This window comes from Streptomyces sp. NPDC050759 (assembly GCF_044456945.1).
Classification (GTDB): domain Bacteria; phylum Actinomycetota; class Actinomycetes; order Streptomycetales; family Streptomycetaceae; genus Streptomyces.
Genome location: NZ_JBITGI010000002.1, coordinates 256,312 through 280,389, shown reverse-complemented (window position 1 = coordinate 280,389; position 24,078 = coordinate 256,312). Strand labels below are relative to the sequence as shown.

Here is a 24,078-nt window from a genome sequence, read left to right as displayed (position 1 = left end):
CTCAACCGCCCAGTTCCGCACGGGACTTGCGTACGGTGACCGGCTCCGCGAGCCGCTGCTCGTCGCACGCCTTCTGCAGCCGTTCCAGTGTCTCGTCGAGCCCCGGACCGAGCCGCTCGCCCGGTGCGAAGGTGGCGGGCAGATGCCGCATCCCGTTGATGACCCCGATCGTCTCGTAGTGCACGGTGCCGTCCGGGTCGCATACGTAGTCGGGCATGCGGTCGAGCACGGCGAGCAGCATCCGTTTGAACGCCGTCCGTGCCACGTTCGATCCGATGCAGCGGTGGATGCCGAGGCCGAAGCTGTTGTGCCGGTTGTGCTTGCGGGCCAGGTCGATGTGGTGCGGGTCGGGGAACTGGGCCGGGTCGCGGTTGGCCATCGACCAGGACAGCCACACCCGGTCGCCCTCCTTGAACTCGGTGCCCGCGAGCGCACAGTCCTGCGAGACGGTGCGGCCGTCCCCGACCGCCGGTGTGTAGAAGCGCAGGAATTCCTCGGTCGCCGGGTCGAGCAGCCTCGCGCGCTCAGCGCTGAGCCGCTCGCGTTCCTTCGGGTTCTGTGACAGCCACTCCAGCGCGTGGGCGGTCAGTGCGGTCGTCGTGTCGAAGCCGCCGCCGATCAACAGGGCAACCACGCCGATGAGTTCCATCTCGTCGGGTTTCTTGCCGTTGATCTCCGCCTTCACCAGGGCGTCGATCAGGCCCGGTCGCGGCTGCACGCGTACGGACGCGATCTGCTGCGCGATGTCCCGCATCATCGCCATGTGCAGTTCGATGACCCGCGGCATGTCCGGGGAGTCGGGCGGCGTGTAGACGCCGGCGTGGGCGGGCTCGTTGTAGATGGTCCAGTGTGTGAGCGGAATGCCCAGCATGGCGAGCGTGAGCACCGCCGGCACGACGTTGGCCAGGTCGTCGATCAGGTCGATTCGGCCCTGCTCGATCCGCTCGTCCAGGCAGGCCCGCACCACCTCGTCGAGGAAGGGGATCCAGCGCTGGACGGCGGCGGGGGAGAGGTACGGGTTGAGGGCCTGGCGGTAGTGGCGCTGCTCGGGCGGGTCCATCTCCAGGAAGCCGCCGCGAAACCCCCGGGCGCGTGTCGGGGCGGGAATGCTGATCCCCTGGTAGCCGGTGCCGTCGCCCGTGACGTCATGGTCGTTGGAGAGATGCTCGGCCGCCCGTGCGATCTCGAACAGTTCGTTGTTGCCGCTGACCACCCAGTGCCCGCCGTGGGTGTCGGACCAGGCCACCGGACAGCGGCTCTGCATCTCCTCGGTGATCGCCTCGAACCGCTCGCGGTAGCCCGGGGCGTGGCGGTCGAAGGCGTAGACGGGCTTCTTCCGTTCCTCGCGTTCGTCGCTCATCGGGGGTCCCCCCATACCGTGATGGCGCGCTCGGGGCAGGAGTGCGCGGCCTCGCTCGCCGTCTCCTCCTGGTCGGCCGGTACGTCCTCGTGTACGGCCGACGAGTGGCCGTCCACCTCGTCGAGCCGGAACACCTTGGGCGCGACCATGGCGCACAGGGTGTGGCCCTGGCAGCGCTCGGGATCCACGCGCACCTTCACGGCCTCTCTCCTTTCCTACGGGTACATGGGTGTCGTACGGGTTCGGGGCGGGCCGCGGGTTCAGCGGCGCCAGTCGTGCCACTTGAGGTAGCCGCCGGCGTCCACGCGCAGCTGCGTGCCGGTGATGTAGCGCGCCTCGTCGGAGGCGAGGAACAGCACCGCGTTGCTGATGTCGAGCGGCTCGACGTACGGGACGGGCATCGCCTGCTGCACCGCGAAGGAGGGCTCGGCGTCCGCCCGCGTGGGGTTCTCCAGATCCGGGCGGAACGAGCGGTACATGGGCTCGCTCTGCAGCATCGGAGTGTCGCAGTTCGTCGGGTGGACCACATTGGCCCGCTGCTTCAAGGGGGCCAGGTTGCGGGCGAGTTCGTGGATGTACTCCGACAGCGCCCGCTTGGCGAACGCGTAGCCGGCGCCGCCCGGATTCGATCCCGGCTCGGCGACGATGCCGTGGTCCATCAGGGCCGCGGTCGAGCCGGTGGCGATGACGGAGGCGCCCTCGCGCAGCTGGGGCAGGGCGGCCTGGATGGCGTTGATCGTGCCGATGAGGTCGACGTCGACGGCGTCGCACCAGGCCTGGAGCTTCGGCTCCCCGCGTAGCGGCGCGATACCGGCCTGGGCGACCACGATGTCGAGTCCGCCCAGCTCGGCCACCCCGCGCCGCACGGCGTCGCGCATGTCGGCCATGCTGCGCACGTCCGACTGGAGCGCGACGATACGGCGGCCCTGCGCCTCGACCAGGCGCACGGTCTCCTTGAGGTCGTCGGGCGTGGCCATCTTGTAGCCGACGGTCTCGTAGTCGCGGCACAGGTCCACCGCGATGATGTCGGCGCCCTCTTCGGCGAGCCGCACGGCGTGGCTGCGGCCCTGGCCGCGGGCCGCTCCGGTGATGAACGCGACCTTGCCCTCAACACGTCCCATGAGCGGTGTCCCCTTGGTGTCGTCGTGACTGCTTGCTGTGAGTCGTACGGATGGCCACGTCCAACAGGCCCAGATCGGTGCCGAGTTCGGTCGCGACCTCGCGTACGACCGCGATGTCCTTGTCGAGGAAGGGGCGCACCGAGTCGGTGAACGCCGCCACCGAACCCCTGGCGGCCGCCGCCCTGGCCACGCGGCTCTCGGCGCTCGCGTGCGGCAGGGCGGTGAGCAGTGCCGTCTCGTCCACCCCGAGCGCCGCCGCGAGCCGTACGGTCTCGCCGAGCAGACCCAACTGGGCGGCGAACAGAACGTTGTTGAGCAGCTTCACGCGCTGCCCCGAGCCGAGCGGCCCCACGTGCAGCACCGGGTCCGCGTACGCCCGCAGCGCGGGCAGTATGTGGCGTACGGCGCCGTCCGCGCCGCCGGAGAAGAGCGTGAGGCGTCCTGCCGCGATGTCGTGCGGGCCGCCGCTCACGGGGGCGTCCACCACCCTGGCACCTTGGGCGGCGATCGCCTCGACCGTGGCGGGGCTGCCCGTGGTGTGCACGACGACGACCGCGTCCGGCGCCAGGGCGTCGAGCAGGGGCGTCGCGAGGCACACCTCGCGGACCTGATCGTCGCTGAACACGCACACCAGGACCGCTTCGGAGTTCTCGGCGACCTCTCGGATGCCGCTTTCGGGGCGGACTCCGGGTGCGGCCCGGGCGATGCGGCTTCGGGCCGCGGGCGTGCGCCCCAGTGCCCTCACCTCGTGCCCGGCCGCCGTGAGCCGCTGCACCATCGGCAGCCCCATGCGTCCGGCGCCGATGAATCCCAGGCGCACAAGAATCTCCCTTCCGGTGGCGAGAATCGTAATCTCGCCGCTCGTGGACGCGGAACCCCTCGGTCATCGGATTCTTCACCGGGCTCTGCGGTTGGGTTGTTTCGGGGTGATCGGAGTCATTGCTGCCGACAGCAGAGAATCGTATTCTCGCAACAAGGAAGCGTTCGTACCGCCCGAGGGTCGACGCCCACGACTCACCAAGGAGTACCGCGTGCACGCAGCAACTCGACGCAAGGTGGCGGTCGTTACGGGCGCCGCCTCGGGGATCGGCCTGGCCGTCGCCCAGCGCCTCGCCCGCGACGGGGCCGCCGTGGCCCTGCTCGACCTCGACGCCGAAGCGGTCGAAGCCGCCGCGGCCAAGGTGCGCGCCGACGGCGGAACGGCGCTCGCGGTACGGGTGGACGTAGCCGTCCGGACAAGCATCGACGCCGCGTACGCGCAGGTCCGCGAAGAGCTCGGCCCGATCGCGATCCTCGTCAACTCGGCCGGGATCGACGGCTTCAAGCGGTTCCTCAACATCACCCCCGAGCAGTGGGAACGGATCCTCGCGGTCAACCTCACCGGCACCTTCCACTGCTGTCAGGCAGCGGTTCCCGACATGCTCGAAGCCGGCTGGGGCCGGATCGTGAACATCTCCTCATCCAGCGCCCAGGGCGGCCAGCCGCTCATGACCCACTACGTGGCGTCGAAGGCCGGCGTCATCGGCTTCACCAAGGCCCTCGCACTCGAACTCGGCCCCGAGGGCATCACCGTCAACACCATCCCGCCCGGCTTCATCGACACCCCGATGTCGCGGCGCAGCGAGGAGAAGGGGCTGCTCGGCGACACCATCGAGAACCACGCGGCCCGCACCCCGGTGCGGCGTGCGGGCCTGCCCGAGGACATCGCGGCGGCCTGCGCGTATCTGGTGAGCGAGGAGGCGGGGTACGTCACCGGCCAGGTCATCGGGGTCAACGGCGGGCGGAACACCTGACATGGGAGCCTCCGCGCACCCGCGGGCGACGGTCCGTCACCACCACTGGATCGACGGGAAACCGAGCGAACCCGCCCGCGGCAGCTACCTGCCGACGCTCCGCCCGGCCACCCGCGAGCCGGGTGACGAGGTCGCGGCCGGCGGCCCCGACGACGTGGACCGCGCCGTGGCCGCGGCCCGCGCCGCGTACCGCGCGTGGGCCGCCCTGCCCGCAGCCGACCGCTCCTCGGCCCTGCACCGCGTCGCGGACGCGATCGCGGCACACACCGGCGAGCTGACCGCCCTGGAACGGGCCTGCACGGGCAAGACGGATGCGCAACTGCGCCTGGAGACCGAGATGTCGGCGGCGTACTTCCGCTACTACGCGGGGGCGCTGCACGCCCACCACGGCCGGACCATCGATCAGGGCGCGGGCGCCCTCACGTACACCCGGCTCGAACCGTACGGCGTCGTCGCGGTCATCACTCCCTGGAACCTGCCGCTCAACCAGGCCTGCCGCGCGCTCGCCCCGGCCCTCGCGGCGGGCAACGCCGTGGTGGTCAAACCGTCGGAGCTGACGTCGGCCTCGACGGTGTGCCTGGCGCGGCTCGCGAGCGAGGCGGGCCTGCCCGACGGGCTGCTCAACGTGGTGACGGGAACAGGCCGCGAGGTGGGCACCCCGCTGGCGCTCCATCCCGAGGTGCGCCGCGTCGCGTTCACCGGGTCCGTGCCCACCGGTCGGCATCTGGCGACCGTGGCCGCCGACCGTCTGATCCCGCTCACCCTCGAACTCGGCGGCAAGTCACCGCTGGTGGTCTTCGCCGACGCCGACCTGGAGCGCGCGGCTGCCGCCGCCGTGAATGCCGTCGCCGCGAACGCCGGACAGGTGTGTTCGGCCACGACGCGGCTGCTCGTCGAGTCCTCCGTACACGACCCCTTCGTACGCGAGGTCGCCGCACGGCTCGAACGCCTCGAACCGGCAAGGGACTTCGGCCCGATCATCACCGAGGCCCAGTACGCCAGGATTCTCGACCACTTCGACCGCGCCCGCGAGGCGGGCTGCCGTCCGCTGACAGGCGGCGGAGCGTACGAGGACGGGCCGCCCGCCGGCGGTCTGTACATCCGGCCGACCCTCTACGCCCACGTGCCCCGCGATCTGCCGCTCGCCCGCGAAGAGATCTTCGGACCGGTCCTCGTCACCATGCCGTTCACCGACGAGGCCTACGCACTGGCTCTGGCCGACGACACCGCGTACGGGCTGGTCGCCTCCATATGGAGCGGCGACACCGCCCGCGGACTGCGCCTCGCCGAGCGGATCCAGGCGGGCCAAGTCACCGTAAACGGCGGCCCGTTGACCATCGAGACCCCCTTCGGCGGCTATAAGCAGAGCGGTTACGGCCGGGAGAAGGGCCTCGAAGCGCTGCACGAGTACGCGCAGGTCAAGACGGTCAGCCTCGCGCTGGGCAGCTCATGAACCGAACCGTCACCGACCCGGGAGACTCCATGTCACAGGCCGACCAGCCCACTCCTTCGCCACAGGCGGCCCCGCCTCTGGAGGCCGCCCGAGCGTTGCGCCGGGCCATGCTCGGCGACGCGTACGTCGACGCCAACGCGGCCCCCGCGGGCACCGTCGCCGCGGATTTCCAGGACTACATCACCACCGTCGCCTGGGGCGCATGGGCCAGAGGCGGTGCGCTGAGCCCGCGCGACCGCAGCCTGCTGGTGCTCGCCATGACGGCCGCGCTGGGGCGCATGGAGGAGTTCCGTCTGCACGCCTCCGTACGGGAGCGGACCGGTGTCACGGACGAGGAGCTGGACGAACTGGTCTTCCAGATCGCGGGCTATTGCGGGGCGCCGGCAGGACTGGCGGCACGGCGTGCCCTCAAAGACGTACGGGACGCGCGGGTCGTGCACGATGGGCGAGAGGGGCCTGGGGCATGAGCACGGTCGGGTTCATCGGGCTGGGCAACATGGGCGGCGCCCTCGCCGCCAACCTTGTGCAACGCGGCCACGGCGTCCTGGCGTACGACACCGCCGGAGCCGGCGGACTGCCGGCCGGCGCGGCGATGACGTCCGGTGTCGCGGAGGTGGCCCGTCGCTGCGACGTGATGGTGCTCAGCCTCCCGGACGGGGCGGCCTGTGAGAAGGTCGCCCGTGAGATCGCGATGGCCGCTGGGCGGCGCGCCACCCACGTCGTCGACACCTCCACCATCGGCGTCGCGGCCGCCCGCAGCGTCGCCGACCTGCTCGCCGAGGCCGGTGTCGGCTATGTGGACGCGCCGGTCTCGGGCGGCGTGGCGGGGGCCCGCGCCCGCACCCTCATGGTCATGTACGCGGGCGGCGACGACGCGTGCGCCCGCGTCGAGCCGGTCCTGGTCGGCCTGAGCGACCGGCGCCGACGGGTGGGGGACCGCCCGGGACTGGCGCAGGCGCTGAAGCTCGCGAACAACTTCCTCTCCGCGACCGCCCTGTGTGCGACCAGCGAGGCCGTCGCCTTCGCCTGCGCGGTCGGACTCGACATGGCCACGGTCCTCGACGTCCTCAACACCTCGAGCGGTCGGTCGGCGGCCACCGCCGACAAATTCCCGCACCACGTGCTGACCGGGCGCTATGCCTCCGGGTTCGCCAACACGCTGATGGCGAAGGACGTGGCGCTCTACCTGGAGGCCGTCGCCGGTCAGGGCGGCGGGGGTGCCGGGCGGGTCGGCCCGGTCACCGGCCAGGTGTGGGACGACTTCGCGACCGCCGAGCCGGGCGCCGACTTCACCCGGATCTATCCGTACACCGCACAGGCCCATCAGGAAGCTCTCCACGACAGCGCGGAGGAATCCTCATGACGACATCCGCAGCAGACGGCCCGCTCACCGGAGTGCGCGTTCTCGAACTCGGCAGCTTCGTCGCAGGACCCTTCGCGGGGCAGCTCCTCGCGGACCTCGGGGCCGAGGTCATCAAGATCGAGGCCCCCGGCGCCGGTGACCCGATGCGCCGCTGGGGAGTCCTGCTGGAGGGCCGCAGCATCTGGTGGTCGGCGCTCGCGCGCAACAAGCGCCTGGTCGCCCTCGACCTGAGACGCCCCGAAGGCCGGGAAGCGGCTCGCCGTATAGCTCTCACCTGCGACGTGATCCTGGAGAACTTCACGCCCGGGCGGATGGAGGAATGGGGTCTGGGATACGAGGAGTTGAGCCGGGAACGGCCCGCCCTGGTCATGACCCGGGTCTCCGGATTCGGCCAGACGGGCCCGCGCGCCGGTGACCCCGGCTTCGGAAGTATCGGCGAGGCGATGGGCGGGCTGCGCGAACTGACCGGATCGCCCGACCGACCGCCCGCCCGCGCCGCGCTGTCGATGGGCGACCAGCTCTCCGGAATGTTCGCTGCGTTCGGCACCCTTGCCGCGCTGCGACAGGCCGAACGCGACGGCCGAGGGCAGGTGGTCGATGTCGCCTTGTACGAGGCGGTGTTCGCGCTGTCGGAGTCCCTGATCGCCGACTACGAACTCACCGGCCAGGTCCGTACCCGATCCGGCGGCACGCTCCCGGGCTCGGCCCCGTCCAACGCATACCCCACGGCGGACGGCCGCCTGATGATCGTGGCGGCCAACGCCGACCCCATCTTCGTACGCCTGGCGAAGGCCATGGAACGGCCTGAACTTGCTGACGACGAGCGCTACTCCACGCACGTGGCGCGCGGCGCGCACACGGCCGAGCTCGACGAGCTGATCGGCGCGTGGACCGGCACCCTCGACCATGGTGACCTGGACGAGCTGCTCACCGCGGCCGCCGTGCCGCACGGGCTGGTCTACCGGGCTCCGGACATGGTCACCGACCCCCAGTACCTGGCCCGGCAGATGATCCAGCGCATCCACGACACCGACCTCGGCCGCGAGGTCGCCATGGCCGGCGTGGTGCCGCGCCTGACCCGCACGCCGGGCCGGATCCGGTGGGCGGGCGCGCAGGTGGGCGCCCACACCCGCGAGGTCCTGGCCGAAGTGGGTTACGCGCAAGACGAGTTGGCTGCCTGGGCGCAGGCGGGTGTGGTCTCCGGGCCGGGCTGTGAGTGACGGACCAGAGGTGATCCTGAAAAATGAGAACGGCATTCTCTTCAATCGATAGCTCTGTTATCGTCGGTCTGTCGGAACGACGAGCGTGAGGACGGAACCCCATGCCGCACTTCCCCAAGCCCGAGGCGGGCAGCTGGACCGAGCACTTCAAGATCGGCACCGAGCCGCTCTCGTTCGAGGACTCGATCTCGCCGGAGTTCTACGAGCAGGAGCGTGAGGCGATCTTCAAGAAGACCTGGCTGAACGTCGGCCGGGTCGAGCAGCTGCCGAAGAAGGGCAGCTACTTCACCAAGGAGCTGGACGCCGCCGGCGCCTCGGTCATCATCGTGCGCGGCACGGACGAGAAGATCCGCGCGTTCCACAACGTCTGCCGCCACCGCGGCAACAAGCTGGTGTGGAACGACTTCCCGCGCGAGGAGACCAGCGGCACCTGCCGTCAGTTCACCTGCAAGTACCACGCCTGGCGCTACGGCCTCGACGGCAAGCTGGCCTTCGTGCAGCAGGAAGGCGAGTTCTTCGACCTCGACAAGGGCGACTACGGACTCGTCGGCGTCCAGTGCGAGGTGTGGGAGGGCTTCGTCTTCGTCAACCTCGACCCGCAGAACACCACCGAACTGCGTGACTTCCTCGGCAAGTTCGGGTCCGGCATCGAGGGCTACCCGTTCGACAGGCTGACCCAGGTGCACAAGTACCGCGCCGAGATCGGCTCCAACTGGAAGCTGTTCATCGACGCGTTCGCCGAGTTCTATCACGCGCCGATCCTGCACGGCGGCCAGTACATGGCCGAGGAGCGCGCCAAGATCCAGAAGTACGGCTACGAGGCCCTCGCGTACGACATCGACGGCCCGCACAGCATGGTCTCCTCCTGGGGAGGCATCGCGCCGCCGCTGGACCGCAAGATGGTCAAGCCCATCGAAGCGGCGCTGCGCAGCGGTCTGTTCGGGCCCTGGGACGCACCGGACATCGGCGTGGCCACCGAGGACCTGCCGCCCGCGGTCAACCCGACCCGCGACAAGCGCTGGGGCATGGACTCCTTCGTCTTCTTCCCCAACTTCATGCTGCTGATCTGGCGCCCCAACTGGGTTCTCACGTACCACTACTGGCCGACCTCGTACAACACGCACATCTTCGAGGGCACCGCCTACTTCGTACCGCCGAAGAACGCTTTCGAGCGACTGCAGCAGGAGCTGGCCGTCGTCTCCTTCAAGGAGTACGGACTGCAGGACGGCAACACCCTCGAAGCGACCCAGACGATGCTGCAGTCCCGGGCGGCCCTCGACTTCCCGCTCAACGACCAGGAAGTACTCCTACGGCATCTGCACCACACGGCGATGCGGTACGTGAACGATCACGAGGCGAGCACGGCCGACGCGTCCTGACAGCAGCCGACGACCCCCGGGAGACACCGACATGGCGCAGACCTTCCCGCCCGAATTCGCCGCGCTCGAGCCCTTCGCCGACTGGGCGATCCCGACCGAGCGCGCCCGTTACGCCAAGCGCATCGCCTCCACCATGGAGGAGCTCGACGCCTTCTACAGCGTGGCGTTCCCGCTCCTGCGGGACGGCACGGCCTACCTGGAGCAGGTCGACATGACCGAGCCGGAGAACCTCTCCGAGCAGGACAAGCACCTGCTGTGGGCGTTCTGCGCGCTGGTGACCGTCGCCTTCCCCGTGGAGGCCTGGCGCCAGCCGAGGGTTCCCGACTCGGGCGCCTCCAGCATCGACGCCGTCCTCGAACCGGCGGTGTAGGCATGGCCCGGCCCCGCACGCCGCCGCCTCCCGTGCTCCTGCGCGCCGCCCGGCTGCTCGACATCGAGAAGGGGGAGTACGTCACCGAGGGCTCGGTCCTCGTCGAGGGTGAACGGATCACCGCGATCGGCCCCGACTCCCTGCCGGAGGACACGGTCGTACGCGACCTCGGTGATGTCACCTTGCTGCCCGGTCTGATGGACATGGAGGTGGATCTGGTCCTGGGCGGGGCCGACCACCGCAGCCCGCTCATCCCGGTCCAGGAGGACCCGGCAGTACGGACCCTGCGCGCCGCGGCCAACGCCCGTCGGACCCTGCGCTCCGGATTCACCACCGTCCGCAACCTCGGACTGTTCGTGCAGACCGGCGGCATCCTCCTCGACGTGGCCCTCAAGAAGGCCATCGACCTGGGGTGGGTGGAAGGCCCGCGGATCGTGCCTGCCGGGCACGCGATCACGCCCACCGGCGGCCACCTCGACCCCACCATGTTCCAGGCCCTGGCCCCGCACGTCATGCCGCTCACCGTCGAGGAGGGGATCGCCAACGGCGTCGACGAGGTCCGCAAGGCCGTCCGCTACCAGCTCAAGTACGGCGCCCGCGTCATCAAGGTCTGCGCTTCCAACGGCGTGATGTCGCACACCGGACCGGCCGGCGCCCAGCAGTACTCCGACGAGGAACTGCGCGCCATCGTGGACGAGGCCCACCGCGCCGGCGTCAAGGTCGCCGCCCACTGCATGGGTGACCGGGCCATCCGCGCCGCCCTGGACGCGGGCATCGACTGCATCGAGCACGGCTTCGTCGCGAGCGACGAGACCTTGGACCTGATGGCGGCGCGGGGCACGTTCCTCGTCGCCACCACCTGCCTGACCGAGGCCATGGACCTGACGCACGCCGCTCCTGAACTGCAGGCCAAGGCCGCCGAGGTCTTTCCGCTCGCCCGCGCCACCACCTCGCGCGCCATCGCCCGAGGGGTGCGCGTCGCCCTGGGCACCGACGCTCCCGCCATCCCGCACGGCCGCGGATCGAAGGAGCTGATCGCCCTGGTGGACCGGGGGATGACACCGCTCCAGGCGCTACGGGCGGCCACGGTCGTCGCCGCCGATCTCATCGACGCCGAGGACCGCGGACGGCTCGAACCCGGGCTGCTCGCCGACATCGTGGCTGTCGCGGGTGACCCGCTCTCCGACATCGCGGTGACCGGTGACGTCCGGTTCGTGATGAAAGGCGGGCAGGTGTACCGGGACTGATGCGCCGCCCGGGACCGACCCCGCGAACACAGCCCGGACATAAGGGAGAACCCAGTTTCTGCACACTGTGGGCGAGCGTGCTGGTGAGGGAGAGGCGCGATCTCGCCCGTGCGCTAGGCTTGGGCCATGACCACGAGCGATCCGGCGCCGGAGCCCTTTTCCACTGAGACCACCGCCAGCTGGCGTGAGCTGGCCGTCGCGCGGTCCGTCGATCCCGCGCGGGTGCGGGCAGAGAAGCGCGTGCAGCGCTTTCTCGACGCGGCCCTCGAGCTGCTGAGCGGCGAGTCCGGCAAGGACTTCACTGTGCAGGAAGTGGTCAAGAAGTCCGGCCAGTCCCTGCGGAGTTTCTACCAGTACTTCGCCGGTAAGCACGAGCTGTTGCTCGCCCTGTTCGAGGAGTCGGTGTCCTCCACCACGGTCCGGCTGCGCGACGCGCTCGAGGAGATCGACGATCCGCTGGAGCGTCTGCACCGCTTCACCGTCGATTACTACCGGCTGTGCCGGCCCGTCGCCACGGCCCCCAAGGAGCGCAGGGCGGCAACCCTCGGCATGGCGGAGTTCGCCCAGCAGTTGATGACCGAGCACCCCAAGGAGGCGGCGCGCGCCTTCGGGCCCATCAACGCCCTCCTCGTCGAATTGCTCGAGGCGGCGGCCGCCTCCGGTGCCGTGCGCCAGGACCTGGACCTCCGCCGCGTCGCGGGGACGGTGCTGCAGGCGACCATGTTCAGCTCCTTCGCCGTGACCATCGGCGGCCTGCACGCCGGGGACGACACAGCCGCGGAGGCCGAGGCGCTGTGGGAGCTGCTGTTCGGCGGGCTCACGGCCGAGGGCCGCGGTGCGGTGAAGGCGCCGGCCAAGGCCACCGCGGGGAGCACGGCGCCTGCGAAGCGGGCGTCCGCGGCCAAGACGGCCACGGCGAAGAAGACGACCACGACCAAGAAGACCGCCGCGAAGAAGGCACCTGCCAAGAAGGCGACGACCGCGCGCACGACCAAGCGCGCTGCCGACTGACCTCCGTACCGCCTGCCGGTGGCGTGTAGGGGCCGCCATGGCCGCACCAGGCTGAGATTGTCATTGTCATGCGTGGAAACGCCCTTCTCATCGCTGTCCGCCGTTGGTAACTTCCTACCGGGTAACGCCGATGAAGGGAGCCGTGCCGGCAGTGACGGACGATGAGACGGACTTCGAGGCAGTGGACTTCTTCCGTGACGAGAGCGTCGTCGCGGACCCGTATCCCTATTTCGACGCGCTCCGCGCGCGCTGTCCGGTGCAGCGCGAGAGTCACCACGACGTGGTGATGGTGACCGGCTACGATGAGGCCGTACGGATCTACAACGACACCGAGGCGTTCTCCGCGTGCAACGCGGTGAGTGGGCCATTCCCCGGATTCCCGGTGCCGCTCGAGGGCGACGACGTCAGCGGGCTCATCGAGGCGCACCGCGACGAGCTGCCGATGAGCGACCAGTTGCCGACTCTCGACCCGCCGGTGCACACCGACCACCGGGCGCTCCTGATGCGGCTGATCACGCCGAAGCGGCTGAAGGAGAACGAGGAGGCCATGTGGCGCCTCGCCGACGGCCTGCTCGACGATTTCCTGGAGGTCCAGGGCGTCGCAGTCCCGGGTGAGTTCGTCAACGGGTTCGCCGGTCCCTTCACCTTTCTCGTCATCGCGGATCTGCTCGGCGTACCGGAAGGCGACTGGGCGGAGATCGCCGCCCTGCTGCGGCACGGTCCGGCGGGCGGCGGCGGTATCGGCAGTACCGGAGAGGACACTCTCGACCGCAACCCGCTGGGGCACCTGTACGAGCGCGTCGCGCGCTACATCGAGGACCGGCGCCGTGCGCCGCGCGAGGACGTCCTCACGGGCCTGGCCACCGCCACCTTTCCCGACGGCAGGCTGCCCGAGGTCGCGGACGTCGTGCGGGTCGCCGCGAACCTGTTCGCGGCGGGTCAGGAGACCACGGTGCGCCTGCTCGGCTCCGCACTCAAGCTCATCGCCGAACAGCCGGAGTTGCAGGCTGAGTTGAGGGAGCGCCGTGACCGGGTGCCGCTCTTCGTCGAGGAGGTGCTGCGCACCGAGAGCCCGGTGAAGGGCGACTTCCGGCTCACCCGCGTACCCGTCACCGTGGGCGGTGTCGATCTGCCCGCGGGCACCACGGTGATGCTCCTCAACAGCGCAGCGAACCGCGACCCACGCCAGTTCGACGACCCCGCTGCGTTCGATCCCGCGCGCCCCGGGGTCCGCCGCCACATCGCCTTCGGGCGCGGACCGCACACCTGCCCGGGAGCACCGCTGGCCCGCGCGGAAGCCCGGGTGGCCATCGAACGGCTCCTCGACCGCACCACCGACATCCGCCTCTGCGAGGACCATCACGGCCCTGAGGGCGCGCGCCGCTTCCACTACGTACCGACCTTCATGTTGCGCGGACTGACCAGGCTGTTCCTGGAGTTCACGCTCGTGCCCCCGCAGGAGGCCGCGTGAAGGCGAGCGTCGACGACGAGCGCTGCCGGGGCCACGGCATCTGTGAGCTCGCCTGCCCGGAGGTGTTCACTCTCACCGATGACGGCTATGCCGAGGCGCGTGAGGGCGAGCTGCCGGCCGGGACGGAGGCGGCCGTGAAGACGGCGGCCGGGTCCTGCCCCGAGCGCGCCATCACGGTGACCTGACGGTCCGCCTGCAATTCCCTTACCTTCCCCCGTGCGAAGAGAGGTCCCGTATGCCCAAGGGCTATGTCATCGTCACCGAGGCCATCAAGGACCAGGCCGGAATGGACGCCTACGGCCGCGCGGCGGCGCCGTCCATGGCCGAGGCAGGCGCACGCGTCCTCGCGGTCGACGCGAGCCCGCAGGTCCTGGAGGGCCAGTGGCACGAAGGACGCACCGTTCTCGTGGAGTTCCCTTCCATGGAAGCTGCCCAGGCCTGGTACGAGTCCGCCGCGTATGCCGAGGCGAAAGTGCTGCGGCTGGCCGCGGCCGACTGCAACGGCGTGCTGCTCGCGGGGTTCGAGATGCCGCCGCGCCAGGGCTGACCCTGCCGCATCGCCCTGCCCTCGCGCATGGTCCCCGGGCAGGGCCGATGGTGTGCCGCGCTCAGGGGCGGCGGCGCAGCACCTGTTCCGCGGCCTCCCAGTGCTCGTCCGCCACCCACAGCTCGGCGAACGCGTCCACGGCCTCCTGCGCGGAGACTCCGCGGACCACGCGCTTGATGCTCGCCGCGGGGCGATTGGCCAGCGACGCCGCCAACTGACGCCAGCCGTCGGCGAATTCGGCTCGCGGCAGCACCAGGTCGACGAGCCCCAGCCGCTCGGCCTCGCCCGCGTCCAGAATCCGCCCCGCCCCGGCCAGCAGCAACGCTCGTCCCGGCCCGACGAGCGTCGCCAGCCGTTCCGCGCCGCCCCACGCCGGCATGATTTCCAGGCTGACCTGGTTGAACCCGATCCGTATGCCTTCCGCGGCCACCCGGATGTCAGCCGCCACCGCGATCTCGGCGCCGCCGCCGAGGGCGTGCCCGTTGAGCGCGGCGATCACCGGCGCGGGGAAGTCCGCGATCCGATCGCAGACGCCGCGCATCCGCCGGGCCATCTCGGCGGCCTCCTCATGAGTGCGCAGGGCCGCGAGCTCCTTGAGGTCGCCGCCGGAGACGAACGCGCGGTCTCCCGCCCCCGTGATGACCAGCGCCCGCGCCCCTTGTGCCGCATCCAGGGTCTTCTCCAACTCGCCCATGGTGTCCAGGGAGATGGCGTTGCGGGCGTGCGGGCGGTTGATGGTGACGACCGCGACCGCGCCGTACAGCTCCAGCTCGACCGTCGCGACCGCGCCGTCCAGCTCGACCATGCGGAACCTCCGTACCTGTGGCGTCGAGGATATTGGCATTCTCATGAAGCGGAAATAGCATATCCGGCGCCGGGGCGGGTCGGTCCAGGGAGAAGATCCGGACCGCCCGGGCCACGCGGGCGGCGCCCTGCCCGCACTCCCGCACCGCCCGCCCATCGTGACCCGGCCCGAGATCCGGCCGCCAAGTCGTCAGGGGAGCGCTCGCCATGCCTGCCACGGTGCCGTCAGAGCTGTCGTACACCTTCCGTGAGATCCCGCCGGAGCTGGTCGCCCGCTACGAGGCGGAGGGCTGGTGGACCCGCGACACCATCGGCGACCTCCTGAGCCGAGGGCTCGCCTTCGCTCCCGACGTCGCCTTCCGCGTGCATTCGCAAGTCCGGCCGTACGAGGGCACGTTCGCCGAAGTCGAGCGCATCGCACGGAGGTTGGCGGCGGGGCTGCGCGCTCGCGGAGTCGTCCCCGGCGACCGGATCGTGCTGCAGCTGCCGAACTGGATGGAGGCCGCGGCCGTCTTCTGGGCCTCCGCGTTCCTGGGTGCCGTCGTGGTCCCCGTCGTCCACTTCTACGGGCGCAAGGAACTGAGCTACATCCTCGACGCCACCCGCCCCAAGGTCTTCGTGACCGCCGAGAAGTTCGGCCGTCTGAGCTTCGACCCGGAGGTCTGCACGGACGTGCCCGTCGTGGGTGTGGTGGGGCGTGACTTCGACGACCTGCTGGCCGGCGAACCCCTGACGGGCACCGCCGCGGTGGACCCGGACGCGCCCGCTCTGATCGCCTTCACCTCGGGAACCACCCGTGATCCCAAGGGAGTGGTACACAGCCACCGCACGCTCGGCTTCGAGACGCGACAGCTGGCCGACCTGTATCCGGCCGACCGCGGCGACCAGCTGACCGCCGCACCCCTCGGGCACTTCATCGGCATGATCAACGCGCTGCTCATCCAGGTGCTCGACGGAATGCCGGTCAACCTGACCGACGTCTGGGACCCGGGCCAGGCGCTGCGCCTGATCCGCGAGGAAGGGCTCGCGGTCGGAGGGGGAGCCGCGTACTACATGTCGAGCCTGCTCGACTACCCGGACTTCACCGCCGCCGACGCTGCCCGCCTGCCGTACGCGGGCCTTGGCGGCGCCGCGGTCCCCTCGCCCGTCACCACGCGCCTGGAGGCCCTCGGCATCACGGTGTTCCGCTCGTACGGATCCACCGAACACCCCTCGGCCACCGCCACCCGGGTCAGCGCGCCGGCCGCCAAGCGCCTGCACACGGACGGCGATCCGATGCCGGGTGTGGAGGTGTGCCTGGCCGACGACGGGGAGATCCTCACCCGCGGCCCCGACCTCTGCCTCGGGTACACCGACCCGGAGTTGACGGCGGCCGTGTTCGACGCGGAGGGCTGGTACCGCACCGGCGACATCGGCGTCATCGATGACGACGGCTACCTCACCATCGTCGACCGCAAGGCGGACGTCATCATCCGCGGCGGCGAGAACATCAGCGCCGTGGAGGTCGAGGAAGTGCTCCTCGGCCTCGCGGCCGTCGCCGAAACGGCCGTCGTCGCCGCGCCCGACGCACGCCTGGGCGAGCACGCCGCCGCGTTCGTGCGCCTGCACCCCGGCCATGCGCTCCCTTCACTCGACGAGGTGCGCGCTCACCTCGGACGTGCCGGTCTGGCACGGCAGAAGTGGCCCGAGGAGCTGCACGCCGTCGAGGACTTCCCGCGCACGGCGAGCGGCAAGGTCAAGAAGTTCGTGCTCCGCGGCGAACTCTCGGTGAAGGCGCGCGAGGACATTGCGGCGGAAGGTTGATGAGAATAGCATTCTCGTAATCAGTGAAGGAGGATCTCATGCCCTCGCGCGAGCTGCCGTATCCGCTCTTCGACGCGGACAACCACCTCTACGAGACCGAGGAGGCCCTCACCAAATACCTGCCGGAGCAGTACGCGGGGGCGATCCGGTACGTCCAGGTCGACGGCCGGACGAAGATCGCCGTCCGGGGCCGGATCAGCGAGTACATCCCCAACCCCACCTTCGAGGTCGTCGCGCGGCCCGGTGCCATGGAGGAGTACTTCAAGGTCGGCAACCCCACCGGCAAGACCCGCCGGGAGATATTCGGCGAACCCATGCGCGCGATCCCGGCCTTCCGTGAACCCGGCCCGCGCCTGGAGCTGATGGACGAACTCGGCATCCGGCGCAGCCTGATGTTCCCGACCCTCGCGAGCCTGATCGAGGAGCGGATGAAGGACGACCCGGAGCTGATCCACACGGTCATCCACGCGCTCAACCAGTGGCTGCACGAGACCTGGTCCTTCAACTACGAGGACCGCATCTTCACCGTCCCGGTCATCACGCTCCCGTTCGTCGACAAGGCGATCGAGGAGCTGGAATGGGTGGTGGAGCGAGGTGCCCGGGCCATCCTGGTCCGTCCCGCGCCCGTGCCCGGCCCCGGCGGCATCACCCGCTCGTTCGCCCTGCCGGAGTTCGACCCGTTCTGGGAGCGGGTGGTCCACCACGACCTGCTCGTCACCCTGCACTCCTCCGACAGCGGCTACTCGGACTACGCCAACGACTGGGAGGGCAACCAGCGGGAGTTCCTGCCCTTCAAGCCCAACGCCTTCCGGCAGGTCAACGAGTGGCGGCCGATCGAGGACGCCGTCTCGTCCCTGATCTGCCACGGCGCGCTGAGCCGCTTCCCGGCGCTCAAGGTCGCCGTCATCGAGAACGGCGCGTCCTGGGTCGAGCCGCTCCTCGACCGCCTGGCCGACGTGTACAAGAAGATGCCGCACGAGTTCCAGGAGAACCCGGTAGACGTCTTCAAGCGCCACATCCACATCAGCCCCTTCTGGGAGGAGGACATGGCCGCGCTCGGCGACCTCATCGGCATCGAGCGGGTCCTGTTCGGCTCCGACTACCCGCACCCGGAGGGTCTCGCGGACCCGGTGACCTACGTCGACCACCTGGCGAAGCTGAGCGACGAGGACAAGGCCAAGGTCATGGGCGGCAACCTGGCCCGCCTGCTCGGCGTATGAACACCGCGAGCGCGGCGGGATGGGCGAGTTGGGGCACCATCCCGCGGATGGCGCTCAGCGCCGCCGAACGCTTCGGTGACGCCGAGGCCGTCGTGGACGGCTCCACGCGCCTGACCTTCACCGAACTCGCCGAGCGCATCCGCAGGGCCGCCGGGGCGTATGCCTCGGCGGGCATCGGCACGGGCGACCGCGTGGCCGTCTGGGCGCCCAACTCGGCCGAGTGGATCGTGGCCGCGCTCGGCGCGGTCACCGCGGGCGGCGTCCTGGTGCCGGTCAACACCCGGCTGCAGGGCCAGGAGGCCGCCGACATCATCGGGCGCAGCGGCGCGAAGCTCGTACTCGTCCAACCGGGCTTCCTCGGACGCGAGTTCACCGCGCCGGACGGCATCCCGGTGATCGACCTCCGCACGGACTTCCTGGCGAGCGGATCGCCGTACGACCGCGCATCCCGCCCCGATGACATCGCCGACGTCATCTACACCTCGGGCACCACGGGCCGCCCCAAGGGCGTGCTGATGACGCACCGGCAGACGCTGCGCCTGTACGAGGAGTGGTGCCACCTCGCCGATCTGCGCGAGGGCGACCGGTATCTGGCCGTCAACCCGTTCTTCCACACGTTCGGCTACAAGGCCGGCATCATCGCCTCGCTGATCCGCGGCGCCACGATCCTCCCCGTGCCGGTCTTCGACATGGACCGGGTGGTGGAGCTGGTCCAGCGGGAGAAGATCACGATGCTGCCCGGGCCGCCGACCCTCTACCACTCGCTCCTCGAAGTGGCCGGCAGAGGCAACGACTTGTCCTCGCTGCGGGCCGCCGTGACGGGAGCCGCCGACATTCCCGTGGAGCTCATCCGGCGCGTGCGTACGCAGCTGCCCTTCCGGTCGATCATGACCGGGTACGGGCTGACCGAGGCCGGTACCGTCACCGCCTCACGCCCCGGCGACTCCTTCGAGTCCATCGCCACCACCGTCGGCACCCCGTGCGACGGCGTCGAAGTGCGCATCGCCGAGGACGGCGAGGTCCTGGTGCGCGGCTACAGCGTCATGCAGGGCTACCTCGACGACCCGGCGGCCACCGCCGAGGCCGTCGACGCCGACGGCTGGCTGCACACCGGCGACCTCGGCACGCTCGACGCGGACGGACGGCTGCGGATCGTCGGCCGCAAGAAGGACATGTTCATCGTCGGCGGATTCAACGCCTACCCGGCCGAGATCGAAGGCTTCCTCCTCGAGCATCCCGCGGTCGCGCAGGCCGCTGTCATCGGGGTGCCGGACGAGCGCCTCGGCCAGGTGGGCAAGGCGTTCGTCGTCACGCGTTCCCCCGTGTCGCAGGAGGACCTGCTCGCCTGGAGCCGGGAGCGGATGGCCGGGTACAAGGTGCCCAGATCCGTGGAGTTCCGGACCGAGCTGCCGTTGAACGGGACCGGGAAGGTCATGAAGGACCAACTGCACATCGCCAAGGGAGGACCGCAGTGACGACACACGTGGTCGGGACCACCGGGCGCGGCAATGCCTGCGCCGACCTCGCCGCACTCGACGACCAGATCATCGCGCTGCTCGCCCGGCGCCGCGAGCTCGTCCAGGGACTGCCCATGCCCCCGGGCCCGCGCGCCGTCGACCCCGCCTACACCGGCGCCGTACGCGACACGACCCTGCGCTATGTCGACGGGCTCGGCAGCGGAGGCGAACTCGTGGCCCGGTCCGTGCTCGTGCTGTGTCATCCGGGCGGCGAGCGGGACTGATGGACTTCGAACTCGGCGAACAGCAACGGGACATCCAGGCGGCCGTCCGCGATCTGGCCCGCACCTTCGCTCCCGACTACTGGGCCGATCGCGACGAACGCGGCGAATTTCCCTGGGAGTTCTACGACGCCTTCGCGAAGGCCGGCTGGCTCGGCATCGCCGTCCCCGAGGAGTACGGGGGCGGCGGACTCGGCGTCCTGGAGGCTTCACTGCTCCTGGAGGAGGTCGCGGCATCGGGCGCCGGCATGAACGGCTGCTCCACCATGCACCTGACCATCTTCGGCCTCAACGTCCTGGCCAAGCACGGCAGCGAGGCACTCCGCCGTGCCGTACTGCCGCACGCGGCCACGGGCGAACTGCATGTGTGCTTCGGCGTCACGGAACCCGACGCGGGCACCGACACCACCCGCATCTCCACCTTCGCGCGCCGCGAAGGCGACCACTACATCGTCCACGGCCGCAAGGTGTGGATCACCAAGGCCGGCGACTCGCAGAAGATGGTGCTGCTCGCCCGTACGACCCCGCGCGATGAGGTGGCCAAGCCCACCCACGGCCTGTCGGTGTTCCTCGCGGACGTCGACCACAACGCCATGGAGATCCGGCCCATCCCGAAGATGGGCCGCAACGCCGTGGCGTCGAACGAGATCGTGATCGACGGCCTGAAGGTGCCGGTCAGCGCCCGGATCGGCGCGGAAGGGCAGGGATTCAAGTATCTCCTCGACGGCCTCAACCCCGAACGGATCCTCCTCGCCCACGAGGCCCTGGGCCTCGGCCGGGCCGCCCTCGACGCGGCGACCCGTTACGCGAGCGAACGGATCGTCTTCGGGCGGCCGATCGGCCAGAACCAGGGCATCGCCTTCCCACTGGCCGAGGCCCTGACCCGCCTCGACGCGGCCCGGCTCATGGCCCGCAACGCCGCCTGGCGCTACGACCGCGGCCTGGACTGCGGACGCGAGGCCAACATGGCCAAGTTCCTGTGCGCGGACGCCGGCTTCCAGGCCGCGGACCGTGCCGTGCAGACGCTGGGCGGCATGGGATACGCCCGCGAGTACCACGTCGAGCGCTACTTCCGCGAGTCCCGGCTCCTTCGCCTCGCGCCCGTGAGCCAGGAGATGGTGCTCAACTACGTGTCCCAGCACGTGATGGGGCTGCCGCGGTCGTACTGAGGGTCAGGCCCGGACTTGCATCCGTCGCCGGTGTCAATGACTCCCGGGGTAGTCGACCACGGAGTCGGTCCCGACCTCACCGAGGAGACCGCCGAGCACGCGAGCGGCACCCTGTCCTGGTCCTCCGACCTGTGCACGCCGGCGCGGCGCTCCACGGTGGTGTGCTGATGACTCTCGCGGACACGGTCGGCGCCGTGTGCGCCTACCTGAATCTGCCGCAGGGTGCCGACACTTCGACCGTCGAGTCCAAGACCAATTTCTTCCGCCCGGTCCGCGCGGGCACCGTTGATGCAGTGGCCCGCCCTCTGCACATCGGGCGATCCTTCATCGTCGTGCAGACCGATGTGTTCGAGGTGCGAGAACGGGTGCTGGTGAGCCAGCACCTCCTTCTTGCGAGGAGGCCCCGGCGTTCACGCCGGGGAGGAATTGCATTCGGGGGCGCGACGCGGAGCGTCGCCGCATCCGGTTCAGGGCGCGGAGCGCCCGTACCGCTGCCGACATCACCGAGGTGATGCGAACGCGTGTGCCTGTGATCGCTGGTCGGGGTGGTGGCTGCGGGATGGGGGTGCGTTTGTGCGGCTGTCGTACGTATGGTCCTTCGGAAGGTTCGGGACGGCACGGGGTTCCGGCCGGGGCCCATGAGGGGGCGAGATGGCGGAGGCGACGGCGGCTGCGGAGGCCGGGCATGCCCGATATACCTACCGGCTGCGCGTGTCGGCCACAGCCCGCACCGCCCTGGCGGGGGAGTGGGGCCGATGCCGCTGGGTGTGGAACGAATGTGCTGCCAAGTCCACAGCCGTACACCTGCGCAACAAGGCCACCGGCCAGAAGGCCACGTGCGGCCCCGGCTCAGCTCGACCGGATGCTGACCGAGGCCCGTGCCCGTACGCCGTGGCTGCGTGCGGGCTCGTCGGTTCCCCAGCAGCAGATCATCCGTGACTTCGGCCGTTCCCGCGCCAAGGCGCACAAGGACATCCAAGAGCGCCGCCTGCCGGTGGCGCGCCGGGCCGGGATGCCCACGTACAAGAAGAAGCACGAAGCGCTGCCGACGCTCAACTACACGCGGCGCGGTTTCCGGTTGAAGGACGGCCGGCTGCAACTGGCGGGCGGCATCGTCGTGGCGGTGGTGTGGTCGCGGGAGCTGCCGGCTGAGCCGTCCTCGGTGCGCGTGTACCAGGACAGCCTCGGGCACTGGTACGGCTCGTTCGTCGTACCCGCCCAGGTCCAGCCCCTGCCGCAGACCGGCCACACGGTCGGCGTCGACTGGGGCGTGAAGGAGACCGCGACCACCACGTCCGACGCGCACGACCTGCCGCACGCCGAATACGGCAAGAAGGCTCAGACCAAGCTGACGCGGTACGACCGGATGATGGCCCGCCGCAAGCCGAAGAAGGGACAACCGGCATCGAAGGCCTACCGCGAGGCGAAGAGACTGCCGGCGAAGGCGTGCAAGAAGGTCGCCAGGCAGCGTGCGGACACCGGCCGTAAGTGGGCCAAGAAGGTGGTCCGCGACCACGACGCCGTCGCTGTCGAGGACTTCCGTCCGAAGTTCCTGGCCAAGACGACGATGGCCCGCAAGGCTGCGGATGCCGCCATCGGCGCCACCAAGGCCGCTCTGATCGAGATGGGCCGCAAACACGGGCGGGACATCCGCCTGGTCCACCCCGCGCACACCACGATGGACTGCGCGCATTGTGATGCGAGAGCCAAGCATCGCCTGCCGCTGGGTGAGCGCACCTACACTTGCACCGCCTGCGGAGCCGTGTCCCCACGGGACAAGAACTCCGCCCGCGTGATGCTCGTCCGGGCTGGTCTCAACCCGGCTGGTACTGATGGCGGAAGACCTCCTGGAGCGCAGCTCCAGGAGGCAGTCTGAGCCAGGAATCCCCTTCCCTTCAGGGAGGGGAGGATTCAATCGTACTCGACCGTCACCGACGGCGTTTCGGGTACCCCCTGGCAGGTGAGCACATAGCCCTCCGCCACCTCGTCGTCCTCCAGAACGTCATTCACTCGCATGCGCACCGATCCTTCGGTGACCTTTGCCATGCACGTGGCACAGTTTCCGGCCTCGCAGGAGAAGGGTGGGGTCAGGCCCGCCCGGCGGGCGGTCTGCAGAAGCGTCTCGCCGGGGTGGGCGGGCACCGCGACCCGTTGGTTGCCCAGGCGGATCGATATGGTCCCCGGCGCCGCGGCTGTCGGAGCGGGCGGGGCGGCCGTCGCGGTCGGAGGGGCGGCAGGAACTGCCGCGCCGAACCGTTCGCTGAACAGCTTTCCGCCGCCCGGAAGCGCCGACTCGACGAGTTCCATGAAGGGCTCGGGGCCGCACACGTACACGTCCGCGTCCCCGTCCGCACCCACGAACTCCTTGACCCCGGCCTGATCCAACAGGCCCTGATCCGCGTCCAGATGACGTACGACGGTGAGCCTTCCGGGATACCGCAGCACCAGCTCGTCGAGGGCCGAGGCGAAGATCACCGCGTCCCGCGAACGGTCGGCGCACAACAGCCTGACTTTGCGCCGCGTACCGGCGAGTGCGCTCTTGGCCAGCGAGAACACGGGCGTGAGGCCGCTGCCGCCGGCGAATCCGAGCAGCGGAACCTCGGTCTCGCGCAGGCAGAACCGCCCCCGGGGCTGGGTGAGTTCGAGCGTGTCGCCCTCGCGTGCGTGGTCGCCCAGCCAGTTCGAGACCTTGCCGCCCGGCACCCGCTTCACCGTGGTCATCAGCTCGCCGTCCGTCTCCGGCGCACTCGACATCGAGTACGAGCGCAGCAGGTGCCGCCCGTCCACCTGCACGCGGAACGTGCAGAACTGCCCTGCGCGGTAGGAGAAATCGCCACTGTGCGGACGGAGCGTGTACGTGGTGGTGTCGGCGGTTTCCCGGACGATCCGGGTGATCGTCGCGCGGTGGAACGCAGCAGGCACGGGCGAGGGGGTCGGCACGGGCGGCCTCCTTCTGGTATGAAAGTTCTATCTCTCTGAGAATAACGTTCTCGCAGTCGAGATGGGAGC

Annotated in this window: 25 protein-coding genes and 1 pseudogene; 20 read left to right on the top strand and 6 right to left on the bottom strand. The window is 70.2% G+C overall.

Annotated elements, in window-relative coordinates:
* Position 1 precedes the first annotated feature (1 nt).
* From ACIBJB_RS07110 to ACIBJB_RS07095, 4 genes are read right to left on the bottom strand one after another with little or no spacing between them, the layout of a single operon-like run.
* Positions 2-1,360, bottom strand: a complete 1,359-nt coding sequence (locus tag ACIBJB_RS07110; RefSeq protein WP_398927364.1) for a cytochrome P450 — start codon at positions 1,358-1,360, stop codon at positions 2-4.
* Positions 1,357-1,560 (bottom strand): ferredoxin, encoded by a 204-nt coding sequence (locus ACIBJB_RS07105; RefSeq protein WP_398927361.1) that lies wholly within the window; start codon positions 1,558-1,560, stop codon positions 1,357-1,359. The genes ACIBJB_RS07110 and ACIBJB_RS07105 overlap by 4 nt, the downstream gene beginning before the upstream one ends.
* 60 nt (positions 1,561-1,620) lie before the next feature.
* On the bottom strand, positions 1,621-2,481 hold the full coding sequence (locus ACIBJB_RS07100) for a mycofactocin-coupled SDR family oxidoreductase (RefSeq protein ID WP_398927359.1): 861 nt from the start codon (positions 2,479-2,481) through the stop codon (positions 1,621-1,623).
* Positions 2,468-3,301, bottom strand: coding sequence for an NAD(P)-dependent oxidoreductase (locus ACIBJB_RS07095; protein WP_398927357.1), 834 nt, complete (start codon positions 3,299-3,301; stop codon positions 2,468-2,470). Before ACIBJB_RS07095 ends, ACIBJB_RS07100 begins: the two co-directional genes overlap by 14 nt.
* Before the next feature lie 211 nt (positions 3,302-3,512).
* Between ACIBJB_RS07095 and ACIBJB_RS07090 the strand changes: the two genes are divergently transcribed.
* The 12 genes from ACIBJB_RS07090 to ACIBJB_RS07035 all read left to right on the top strand — a co-directional run bounded on the left by ACIBJB_RS07090 (position 3,513) and on the right by ACIBJB_RS07035 (position 14,335).
* Positions 3,513-4,274: an SDR family NAD(P)-dependent oxidoreductase gene (locus ACIBJB_RS07090; protein WP_398927355.1), complete on the top strand. Its 762-nt coding sequence runs from the start codon at positions 3,513-3,515 to the stop codon at positions 4,272-4,274.
* 1 nt (position 4,275) lies between these two features.
* Positions 4,276-5,727 (top strand): aldehyde dehydrogenase family protein, encoded by a 1,452-nt coding sequence (locus ACIBJB_RS07085; RefSeq protein WP_398927353.1) that lies wholly within the window; start codon positions 4,276-4,278, stop codon positions 5,725-5,727.
* A 29-nt stretch (positions 5,728-5,756) separates the two neighbouring features.
* Positions 5,757-6,194: a carboxymuconolactone decarboxylase family protein gene (locus tag ACIBJB_RS07080; RefSeq protein ID WP_398927351.1), complete on the top strand. Its 438-nt coding sequence runs from the start codon at positions 5,757-5,759 to the stop codon at positions 6,192-6,194.
* On the top strand, positions 6,191-7,090 hold the full coding sequence (locus ACIBJB_RS07075) for an NAD(P)-dependent oxidoreductase (protein ID WP_398927349.1): 900 nt from the start codon (positions 6,191-6,193) through the stop codon (positions 7,088-7,090). The genes ACIBJB_RS07080 and ACIBJB_RS07075 overlap by 4 nt, the downstream gene beginning before the upstream one ends.
* Positions 7,087-8,310: a CaiB/BaiF CoA transferase family protein gene (locus ACIBJB_RS07070; protein WP_398927347.1), complete on the top strand. Its 1,224-nt coding sequence runs from the start codon at positions 7,087-7,089 to the stop codon at positions 8,308-8,310. Before ACIBJB_RS07075 ends, ACIBJB_RS07070 begins: the two co-directional genes overlap by 4 nt.
* A 101-nt stretch (positions 8,311-8,411) precedes the next feature.
* Entirely contained in the window at positions 8,412-9,689 is a 1,278-nt protein-coding gene (locus ACIBJB_RS07065) for an aromatic ring-hydroxylating dioxygenase subunit alpha (RefSeq protein ID WP_398927345.1), read from the top strand.
* A gap of 31 nt (positions 9,690-9,720) precedes the next feature.
* Positions 9,721-10,059 carry a hypothetical protein gene (locus tag ACIBJB_RS07060; RefSeq protein ID WP_069765126.1) on the top strand — a complete coding sequence of 113 codons (339 nt, stop codon included), beginning with the start codon at positions 9,721-9,723 and terminating at the stop codon, positions 10,057-10,059.
* A 2-nt stretch (positions 10,060-10,061) separates the two neighbouring features.
* Positions 10,062-11,306, top strand: a complete 1,245-nt coding sequence (locus tag ACIBJB_RS07055; protein ID WP_398927343.1) for an amidohydrolase family protein — start codon at positions 10,062-10,064, stop codon at positions 11,304-11,306.
* 126 nt (positions 11,307-11,432) lie between these two features.
* Complete coding sequence (locus ACIBJB_RS07050) at positions 11,433-12,317, top strand: TetR/AcrR family transcriptional regulator (protein ID WP_398927341.1); 885 nt, start codon at positions 11,433-11,435, stop codon at positions 12,315-12,317.
* Positions 12,318-12,468: 151 nt separating this feature from the next.
* Complete coding sequence (locus ACIBJB_RS07045; protein WP_398927339.1) at positions 12,469-13,788, top strand: cytochrome P450; 1,320 nt, start codon at positions 12,469-12,471, stop codon at positions 13,786-13,788.
* Positions 13,785-13,973 carry a ferredoxin gene (locus tag ACIBJB_RS07040; protein WP_398927337.1) on the top strand — a complete coding sequence of 63 codons (189 nt, stop codon included), beginning with the start codon at positions 13,785-13,787 and terminating at the stop codon, positions 13,971-13,973. The genes ACIBJB_RS07045 and ACIBJB_RS07040 overlap by 4 nt, the downstream gene beginning before the upstream one ends.
* 50 nt (positions 13,974-14,023) lie before the next feature.
* A complete protein-coding gene (locus ACIBJB_RS07035; protein WP_398927335.1) occupies positions 14,024-14,335 on the top strand; it encodes a DUF1330 domain-containing protein in 312 nt (103 codons plus the stop codon).
* Positions 14,336-14,396: 61 nt separating this feature from the next.
* Here the strand turns inward: ACIBJB_RS07035 and ACIBJB_RS07030 are convergent, their stop codons facing one another.
* Positions 14,397-15,140, bottom strand: a complete 744-nt coding sequence (locus tag ACIBJB_RS07030) for an enoyl-CoA hydratase/isomerase family protein (protein WP_398927333.1) — start codon at positions 15,138-15,140, stop codon at positions 14,397-14,399.
* Positions 15,141-15,346: 206 nt separating this feature from the next.
* Between ACIBJB_RS07030 and ACIBJB_RS07025 the strand changes: the two genes are divergently transcribed.
* The 8 genes and pseudogenes from ACIBJB_RS07025 (at position 15,347) to ACIBJB_RS06990 (ending at position 22,945) form a co-directional block, all read left to right on the top strand.
* On the top strand, positions 15,347-16,942 hold the full coding sequence (locus ACIBJB_RS07025) for an AMP-binding protein (protein WP_398927331.1): 1,596 nt from the start codon (positions 15,347-15,349) through the stop codon (positions 16,940-16,942).
* 38 nt (positions 16,943-16,980) lie between these two features.
* A complete protein-coding gene (locus tag ACIBJB_RS07020) occupies positions 16,981-18,162 on the top strand; it encodes an amidohydrolase family protein (protein ID WP_398927329.1) in 1,182 nt (393 codons plus the stop codon).
* A complete protein-coding gene (locus ACIBJB_RS07015; RefSeq protein WP_398927327.1) occupies positions 18,159-19,637 on the top strand; it encodes a FadD3 family acyl-CoA ligase in 1,479 nt (492 codons plus the stop codon). Before ACIBJB_RS07020 ends, ACIBJB_RS07015 begins: the two co-directional genes overlap by 4 nt.
* Positions 19,634-19,903 (top strand): chorismate mutase, encoded by a 270-nt coding sequence (locus ACIBJB_RS07010; RefSeq protein WP_398927325.1) that lies wholly within the window; start codon positions 19,634-19,636, stop codon positions 19,901-19,903. Before ACIBJB_RS07015 ends, ACIBJB_RS07010 begins: the two co-directional genes overlap by 4 nt.
* A complete protein-coding gene (locus ACIBJB_RS07005; protein WP_398927323.1) occupies positions 19,903-21,069 on the top strand; it encodes an acyl-CoA dehydrogenase family protein in 1,167 nt (388 codons plus the stop codon). Before ACIBJB_RS07010 ends, ACIBJB_RS07005 begins: the two co-directional genes overlap by 1 nt.
* 36 nt (positions 21,070-21,105) lie before the next feature.
* Entirely contained in the window at positions 21,106-21,237 is a 132-nt protein-coding gene (locus ACIBJB_RS07000; RefSeq protein ID WP_398927321.1) for a hypothetical protein, read from the top strand.
* Positions 21,237-21,581 carry a PaaI family thioesterase gene (locus ACIBJB_RS06995; protein WP_398927319.1) on the top strand — a complete coding sequence of 115 codons (345 nt, stop codon included), beginning with the start codon at positions 21,237-21,239 and terminating at the stop codon, positions 21,579-21,581. Before ACIBJB_RS07000 ends, ACIBJB_RS06995 begins: the two co-directional genes overlap by 1 nt.
* A 139-nt stretch (positions 21,582-21,720) precedes the next feature.
* Positions 21,721-22,945: pseudogene (locus tag ACIBJB_RS06990) on the top strand (RNA-guided endonuclease InsQ/TnpB family protein).
* A gap of 35 nt (positions 22,946-22,980) precedes the next feature.
* Here the strand turns inward: ACIBJB_RS06990 and ACIBJB_RS06985 are convergent.
* Complete coding sequence (locus ACIBJB_RS06985; RefSeq protein WP_398927318.1) at positions 22,981-24,009, bottom strand: 2Fe-2S iron-sulfur cluster-binding protein; 1,029 nt, start codon at positions 24,007-24,009, stop codon at positions 22,981-22,983.
* Between the last annotated feature and the right edge of the window lie 69 nt (positions 24,010-24,078).